Origin of the sequence: Dolomitihabitans soli (genome assembly GCF_022213955.1) — a bacterium.
Lineage (GTDB): Bacteria > Actinomycetota > Actinomycetes > Streptosporangiales > Streptosporangiaceae > Streptosporangium_A > Streptosporangium_A soli.
Window position 1 is genome coordinate 108,464 of the sequence record NZ_JAKNTW010000039.1, and the last position, 6,746, is coordinate 115,209.

Here is a 6,746-nt window from a genome sequence, read left to right on the forward strand (position 1 = left end):
CCTATCCCCCCACCGATGCGACGAACCGAGCGACGAGCAAGGCCACGACAGCCAGGTAGGCGAGCGCCAGCAGGCCGTATCCGAGATAAAGCAGGCGAAGCCGGCGACTGGCGAGCTCGTGGTGATGCGAGGAGGGAAGACGGAGAACACGGGTGAGCAGGTACTGGATCGCCCTGCGACGGAACGAGTGATGGCCGGTCGCCGCCTCGATCGCGTGTAACCCGTCACTCGGCAACAAAGGGTTGACGTCGTTCGCGAGGGTCAACAGAAGGGTGTACGCGACCGCCGCGGCGAGCGCGCGGAGCGTGGGGTCATCTGCGGCGAAGGCCAGCGTTCCCGCTATGCCGGCGTTCAGCGCGTCGACGACGATCCCCGACGTGGTGATGACGACCAGCGGTGTACGGCGGTTGAGCCGGTAGGCGTGTGAACGATCGACATACGGTCTGGGCAGAATCCAGAACCAGAAGGCGATCCCCGCCTCGGGAACCGGCACACCGTAATAGCGGCAGGCCAGCCAGTGGCTGGCCTCATGCATCGTCAGGTGGAGCAGCAGGACGAGCGGGATCGCGATCGAGGCGCTCCCGAGGGCCCCGACGTCGAGCAGCCGGGTCGCCGCCAGTACGGCCACGCCGACCGCCAGCAGGGCGACCACGCAGACGAAGGCCGCGGCGGCGATTCGCGTCAGGCTCCGGGGCGTCGCGGGCCTGCCCGAGACCGCCGGTGGAGAGGAGTCACGCACCAGCACGAGCCGCCGCATGGGTATCTCCGCCAGAACCCGGGCAGCCCGGCCACGCAGGCCTTTCGCCGGGGGTGGGACGTCGAGCAGCCCCATCTCGCGGATCTCCGACAGGAATCTCGTGACCGTACGCGCCGCGACGGACTCCTCGACCTGGAACAGGTAAGCAAACTTCTGAGCCAGATAGCCGGCGGTGACGCCTTTTTGCAAATGCGGGACGAACATCCGCGCGCTGCGGCCGAGCTGAAAATATCGCCCGATGTCCTTCCGGTACAGGAGCACACCGGGATTGTTTTCGGAAACAATCTCCACAGACGGGGCGAAGGCGACCGGGAGATCCCAGGCCGGCTGCGCGTCATCCACCAAACCGGATGCGGCATGGGAGCGCGGCATCGGACTGGGACCTCCCTTCTTCCTAGTCTCTCAAGCTCAGCCGGTGACGGATGAGCCAGCGGTGGAGACGGTGCCCGCGCTGCTGCACGTGCCGGTGGAGAAGGTGAAGGCGCTGCTCAGGCTGGAGCCGAACGAGCGACCGGCCTCCATCTCGTCACCGGACAGCTCACGAGCGAAGAGCTCGAAATCCGCGGCGAAATCCGGCGCGAGGCCATGATCCTGCATAGTGAATCCCTTCGATTTGCCTTTCCTTGGACAATGTGACTATTGCATGCACTGATTGATCGAGTGAAGTTGAATTTGATGTGACGTGGATCACATATGCAGCAAAGAAAAACCAGTTTCCCTTAGGGAACTAGATTAATCGATGGAACTAATTGATTATTGAGCCCATTTCATCCTGACGGCACAGGTCGCCGAGCCGTGGATCCCGGGCCGGAAGCGACTGCCGTACTTGGCCATAGAGCGACGAGACCGGCGTGCGTCGGCTGAAACCCGCAGGCCCCGCAGTACGGGGACCGTCATCAACGGCCCGCCCCGTTCGGGCCGGGTAAGACGAGCACCGGCTCTCGCGCCACCGTCAGGTCAGGTCGCTCCGAGGCTGCGGGCCGGCTCGTCACCGGTGTTCATCGCAGGGTGAGCGGGGTTTCGGATTCGATGCGGGTCAGCTTCTCCGGGTTGCGGACGTAGTATCGGTGACCCCCGGTCTGAGCTTCTCGAGACCTGAGCGTCGTTGACCGCTCTTGATGGCCCGTTAATCGCCCGGCGATGCGGGAGGAGTCCGCGAGGCCGTGGTCCGCCATCGACGAGCGAGAAAGCGACCAGCCCACCGCAACCCACGAAAGAAAAGCCGGACCAGCCCGAAGAGAAATGCGACCCCGAACAACAGAGAGCACATGAGCAGGACTTCGCCGAGCAACTCCCGATCACTCTCGCGTGCCCATTCGATGAATAGGGACGAGGCGACCATGCCCAACAGGTACCCGAGCATCGCCAATGCCTCACCGTACCTGCTTCGCATGAGCTGATCTTAGGCTGATCCCAACGCCCGGGGCTCTACGCATCCATCCGAAGCTTCCGGGCCGAAGTAAGGCCGTACGGAACTGGCGGTCCCTCTAACGGTCTCCGCGGGCAAAGGTGACGATTGCGATAGCCTCGATCGGAGTTGAAACTGGGGGGGTGAGTCGCGCGGTGCCGGAGCCACTCGACGACGCAGAGCTCGATCGCCACATAAACGAGACGCTCGCGCTCATGGAGCCGCTGCGGGCGGGGGAAACGCCCCACGGACACGTGCGGGGCGAGCCGGAAGTCCACGGTGAGACCCAGGACGGACAGGTACGCGTGGTCGTCCGCCCTGGGGTCGTCGAGCTCATAACCCTCGACCCCCGCCTGCTGCGACTCCCCCCGGACAGGCTCGCCGAGCTGGTACGGGAGGCCGCCAACGTGGCCATCGCCGATCTCCTCGGCCGCTCCTCCGCCGACGTGCCCGATCTGGCCGAGTTGTCCAGGACGCTGCACCAGATCCGGGACGAGGCCCTGTACCGGATGGATGTCATCTCCCAGTCGATCGCCTCGGGGATGGCCAGAATCCGCGAGCGGACCTCCGTCGCCGGGGACTCCTATCCGCGGGGCTTGGAAGACCTCATCGACATGACGCGGCGCAACCTCGACGACGCGCTGGCCGGCGTGGACGGCGTGGCGGAGCCCGTGCGCGGAGAGGGAGAGGCCGCCCGAGGGCAGGTGCGGGTGGCGGTGACGGATGGCCGGGTGGAGTCGGTGCTGATCGGCCCCAAGGCGATGGCGGCGGGCTCGCATGAGCTGGCCGAGCACCTGCGCGAGGCGATGAACGCGGCTTTCGAGGAACTGCCGCGCGCCAGACGCCGCCAGGGCGCGGCCGGCGTGGACCCGGCGGAACTGGCCCGCCGGGCGCGGGAGACGCAGGGCGCGAGCATCGCCCAGATGCACGCCGCCACCCGGGCACTGCGCGACATCATGACCAGCGTCCAGGGACCGGAGTGAGGTGCTCGGTGGACTCCGAAGGAATCTTGTACAAGCCCACGCACACGGATCGGGCCGCCACGGGCGTGGGGGCGTCGGCGAAAGAGTTGCAGGAGTACCTGGCAGCCTTCGACCAGGAGCTTGCCGGGGACGGCGATGCGTTCGGCGCTGACGACCTGGGCGCCCTCATCGCGACGATCTACGGGGCCATCCATCAGATGGCTTTCGAGTCCTACGGCGACAACACCGGTGAACTGGGGACGTACGCCGGTGATCTGCAGGCGATGGGCGTCAACCAGAAGCGGAGCGAGGAAGCGGCCGGGGTCGAGGTCGACAACGTTCGAGAGAAGCTCGGGTAGTCGCCGTGGGGATGCAGCTACCCGCCGGGCTCGGCAAAGTGATGAACATGGCCGGTCGCCAATGGCCGATGAGCGACGAGGAGAAGCTTCTCAAGATGGGCTTGGCCTGGCTCGGCGTGAGCGGCGTCCTGGGAGGGCTGGCAGGTGGCGCCGACGCGCACGCCGCCGGAACCTGGTCGGCGCAGGAGGGCAAGAGCATCACCGCCGCCCGTGACGCGTGGGATGCCGAGGACTCACCGCACAAGAACCTGCTCGACGGCCTGACAGGAGCGGACATCGTCGGTCTCGGGCTGATGGTGTCCGCTGCGATCGTCCTGGTACTCAAGGTGAACTTCATCATCCAGTTGATCCAGCTAGCCATCCAGCTCTTCCAGGCGATGGCGGCGGGGCCGGCGACGTTGGGGGCGTCGACGCTGCAGATCCCCATCCTCATGGAGATCGCTGGCAGGCTGCTCGACCTGTGCATCACCATCGCTATGAACGGCGTCATGGGCGAATGAGCCGCCTCAGCCTCCCGCGAGCCCCTTCTCGTACTCCTCCAGCGCCGATTCGCGCGAGTGGTAGGAGGGGAATTCGATGACCCGGCCGTCCTCCCGCAGGACGAGGAGGGGGCCGGCGCCCAGCACACCGTCCTCCGGGTCACGGGTGCGCAGGTAGGAAACGGTGGTGTAGACGAACAGCCAGCCGTACGGCCGCTCGATCGTGGCCTCGTCGTTGACCGCGAACTCCTCCTCGCCTTCCTCGGGAGGGAACTCCCTGGCGACGTAGTCGCGGACGATCCGCTCGGCCTCTGCCCTGGTTATCACCACTGTCCTCCGTCACGCCGTCCGGTAGAAATCGAACCGGGGGAACCGCCCGTGGGGATTCGCGTTGGCCATGAGCCTCAGCTGTCCGTCCAGGTACGACATCGTGCCACCCACGTTCCCGATGTTGTATACATGCCCCGCGCCCTGGCCGCCGTGCGCCACGATGAGACCGCGGGCGCCGGGGTTGTTCGCGATCAGTTGCTCCACCTCGTCCAGGGAGCTCAGACCCGTCCGCACCTCGATGGCCTGCCGGCCGTAGACGCCGCGGGCCACGGGGATCGGCACGCCCCTGGCGCGGGCCCCGGCGACGGCGGCGCGACCTGCCAGGATGTCGTCGACCGCCATGGCGATCTCGCTGCAGTTGCGGGTGGAGCCGGTGGGATTCACGTGCCGCATGGCGACTCTGGTTTCGTACCGGCTGAGGGGTCGTCCGCCCGCATCTCTCAGGAGCCGGCTGATCTCCTGGTGGGCGGCCCGCATGGCGGTCTGCTGGGCCGCCGTCATCGGCGTGTTGCCGCCCTCCAGCAGATGGACGCGCTGGGGACGTATGCCGACCAGCGGGATCTCGCCCCGTCGCCGGGCGGCGTAGCGGGCGGCCTGGTCGTCGACCCCGGCCAGCAGCTGGCGACCGCCGCCCCGCGGGCCCCCGCGATGCGCCTTTCTCCTGAACCAGGGCGCCGCCTTGCGGAAGAGCCCCAACGCTGCCCCACCGAACTTTGCCATTCGGGATGTATAGCACGATTACCGGCACCTCATGGCGGCCTTAGCGGTCGCAGACCACCGACAGGAAGCGCACCAGCACCGCTTCCCACGCGGCGTCGGGCAGCACATTCAGGATGGCGTTGACCTTGTCCCGGGGCGACGGGAAGGGCGGCCCAGCCCACCGACTGCCCGAAACCCAGATGAACATCAAATGCACGAAATGGGATGATTCGGAACTATGGCTAAGGAGACGATTCTCAAGGACCTGAAGAGGGCAAGACGTTCCGGCAAGCCCGTGAGAATCAGCCGTGAGATCGACGGTGCGGATCGGCTCGATGCCTACGTGGTCGGCATCGGTCGCAAGTGGGTGCTGCTGCACACCATCTCCGGCGAACTCCACCTCGACGGCTATACGGCTATACGGCTCCGCGACATCGAGCACGCGACGCGCTCGGGCTGGAAAGGCTCGACCATGACCCATCGTGTCCTCACCTTGCGCGGGGAGCACTTCCAGCCTCTGCCGGACATCGCCCTTGACTCCACCAAAGGCTTGATTGAGACGCTGACCAAGGCGTTTCCTCTTATCTCTGTCTACATCGAGAAGATCGACCCGCATGTCTGCTACATCGGTCACGCTCGCGGGATCACCCGAAAGAAGCGATTGCGTCTCCAGGAGATCGGCCCAGCGGCGGATTGGGCACTCACATGCTTCACAAACAAGACAACGGACATCACACGGTTTGACGTTGGTGGCGGGTACATCGATGCACTCCACACAGTCGGCGGGGATCCGCCAAGGTGCTGATCCTCGGTGGGACAGTGTCCACTCGGCTGGAATGCGCACCACCAGTTTGGATTGCGGCGTGCACCTCCCTGCACTGCTGCGATGCAGGTCAGAAGCGTGCGAGACCCCACCAAGAGTCCCCCTGATTCCCCTTCGGTAGCTGGTCGCCACCACGCTGATCAGCGCCTGCTCGGCCCGGCGGCGGGCGCGATCAGGGGTCGGCGAATGGCATCGGTGCGACGCGGAGTGCGTGCGGTTACGGCCCGGAGTCCTACCCGCGGGCCGGCCCCCAGGCCGCATGCCCGGCGCTCGCCGATGAGGCCTGGACGTCTGCCACCTGTCAGTGCCGAGGCGTCTAGTGCTGTGACCAGAAAGGTTCACCGCCCTCGCCGTCCCTACTTTCCACGTGGTGTCCCGCTTCCTCCAGGGCGATGATGGCTTGCTGCTTTCTCTGCTGGGGAACCAGAACCAGGTCGGCGTGGAAGGTGGAGGCGACGAACACCGGTATCGCCACCTCTGCCAGCGGCGTAACGATCGCCGCCAGCATGCCAGGAACGTCCAGGTCATGGGCGGTGGCGCCACTGTAGAAACCGATCCACCCTTCCCCGGTGTCCAATGGCCGGGCCGCACGGACAACGGTCAGCCCTTCGGGCCCGCGGACGAGCACGACCCAGTCGTCCCCGGGTGACGCCGCATGCGGCAGCTGCTCAACGGCGAACACGGGGGAAACGATGCGCAGGTATTGAGCCGTAGGCGAGGTCATGGACGCGTGTCTACCAGAGATCCTGCGACCCCCACTCGTTCGGCCGGCGGCACCCGGCGAACGTTTCCGGTCACAGCACTAGTGTCCTGCGTCTAAAATTCGTCGGCTAAGTCTAGAGTGGAATTTATGGCGCGGACGGGACGACCAAAGACTCCGGTGACGCTTTCTGCCGATGAGCGGGCCACCCTGGAACGCTGGGCGCGAA

Annotated in this window: 10 protein-coding genes; 4 read left to right on the plus strand and 6 right to left on the minus strand. The window is 66.1% G+C overall.

The window, feature by feature from the left end; translation table 11 throughout:
• Position 1: 1 nt before the first annotated feature.
• Together MBA17_RS43825 and MBA17_RS43830 are read right to left on the minus strand one after the other, a co-directional pair.
• Positions 2–1,129 (minus strand): hypothetical protein, encoded by a 1,128-nt coding sequence (locus MBA17_RS43825; protein ID WP_238504065.1) that lies wholly within the window; start codon positions 1,127–1,129, stop codon positions 2–4.
• A 36-nt stretch (positions 1,130–1,165) separates the two neighbouring features.
• On the minus strand, positions 1,166–1,354 hold the full coding sequence (locus tag MBA17_RS43830) for a hypothetical protein (protein ID WP_238504087.1): 189 nt from the start codon (positions 1,352–1,354) through the stop codon (positions 1,166–1,168).
• A gap of 954 nt (positions 1,355–2,308) precedes the next feature.
• On the opposite strand from MBA17_RS43830, the gene MBA17_RS43835 reads away from it, so the two are divergent.
• From MBA17_RS43835 to MBA17_RS43845, 3 genes are read left to right on the plus strand one after another with little or no spacing between them, the layout of a single operon-like run.
• On the plus strand, positions 2,309–3,148 hold the full coding sequence (locus tag MBA17_RS43835) for a hypothetical protein (protein WP_238504089.1): 840 nt from the start codon (positions 2,309–2,311) through the stop codon (positions 3,146–3,148).
• 26 nt (positions 3,149–3,174) lie between these two features.
• Entirely contained in the window at positions 3,175–3,486 is a 312-nt protein-coding gene (locus MBA17_RS43840; RefSeq protein WP_238504091.1) for a hypothetical protein, read from the plus strand.
• An 11-nt stretch (positions 3,487–3,497) separates the two neighbouring features.
• Positions 3,498–3,986, plus strand: a complete 489-nt coding sequence (locus MBA17_RS43845; protein ID WP_238504093.1) for a hypothetical protein — start codon at positions 3,498–3,500, stop codon at positions 3,984–3,986.
• Between the two features lie 6 nt (positions 3,987–3,992).
• On the opposite strand, the gene MBA17_RS43850 is transcribed toward MBA17_RS43845, so the two are convergent.
• From MBA17_RS43850 to MBA17_RS43860, 3 genes are read right to left on the minus strand one after another with little or no spacing between them, the layout of a single operon-like run.
• Positions 3,993–4,292: a YrhB domain-containing protein gene (locus MBA17_RS43850; protein ID WP_238504097.1), complete on the minus strand. Its 300-nt coding sequence runs from the start codon at positions 4,290–4,292 to the stop codon at positions 3,993–3,995.
• A gap of 12 nt (positions 4,293–4,304) precedes the next feature.
• Positions 4,305–5,015, minus strand: coding sequence for a toxin glutamine deamidase domain-containing protein (locus MBA17_RS43855; RefSeq protein WP_238504099.1), 711 nt, complete (start codon positions 5,013–5,015; stop codon positions 4,305–4,307).
• Between the two features lie 40 nt (positions 5,016–5,055).
• A complete protein-coding gene (locus MBA17_RS43860) occupies positions 5,056–5,202 on the minus strand; it encodes a hypothetical protein (RefSeq protein WP_238504101.1) in 147 nt (48 codons plus the stop codon).
• A 30-nt stretch (positions 5,203–5,232) separates the two neighbouring features.
• Here MBA17_RS43860 and MBA17_RS43865 point away from each other — a divergent pair, with 30 nt between their 5' ends.
• Positions 5,233–5,799, plus strand: a complete 567-nt coding sequence (locus tag MBA17_RS43865) for a hypothetical protein (RefSeq protein WP_238504103.1) — start codon at positions 5,233–5,235, stop codon at positions 5,797–5,799.
• A 334-nt stretch (positions 5,800–6,133) separates the two neighbouring features.
• On the opposite strand, the gene MBA17_RS43870 is transcribed toward MBA17_RS43865, so the two are convergent.
• Positions 6,134–6,541: an ACT domain-containing protein gene (locus MBA17_RS43870; protein ID WP_238504105.1), complete on the minus strand. Its 408-nt coding sequence runs from the start codon at positions 6,539–6,541 to the stop codon at positions 6,134–6,136.
• Between the last annotated feature and the right edge of the window lie 205 nt (positions 6,542–6,746).